Annotated in this window: 1 protein-coding gene; it reads left to right on the top strand. The window is 71.5% G+C overall.

Features of this window, described 5'->3' with window-relative positions:
- Positions 1–37: 37 nt before the first annotated feature.
- Positions 38–502 (top strand): HAD family hydrolase (locus HUK84_RS22735; RefSeq protein ID WP_218064521.1); only part of this gene is annotated, 465 nt, incomplete at its 3' end.

Raw genomic sequence — 502 nt, 5'->3', positions numbered from 1 at the left:
CATCGGGCGGGCGTCGGCGCTGGCCGGACATCGGCTGGTGCGCAAGCATGCCTTCGACACCATGGCCAGGATGATGGCGACGGTGCATGAGGGGCGCGAGGGCTTTCTGGTCGCCGTGAAGGGCGCGCCCGAAACGGTGCTTGGGGCCTGCGCGCGCGTGATCGCCGGCCAAGGGGATGTCGCGCTTGATGAAGCCGCGCGTGCCGAATGGCGCGACCGTGCCGGTCATCTGGGCGAGCAGGGCCTGCGCGTGATCGCCTGTGCGATGAAGACCGTGCCGCGGGCCGATGCCGCGCCTTATGACGGGCTCGTTCTCGTCGGCCTGATCGGCCTGGAAGACCCGGTGCGTGCCGACGTGCCGGACGCGATCGGGGATTGCCGCCGTGCCGGCATCCGCGTCGTCATGGTGACGGGCGACCACGCCGTGACGGCGCGCAGCATCGGCCGTGCCGCCGGGCTGAGCGATGATGCCGGCGAAGCGGTCGATGGCGGGGGGATCACC

Origin of the sequence: Nguyenibacter vanlangensis (assembly GCF_013376155.1) — a bacterium.
In the GTDB taxonomy this organism is placed as follows: domain Bacteria; phylum Pseudomonadota; class Alphaproteobacteria; order Acetobacterales; family Acetobacteraceae; genus Gluconacetobacter; species Gluconacetobacter vanlangensis.
This window is presented reverse-complemented; position numbering and strand designations above follow the sequence as displayed.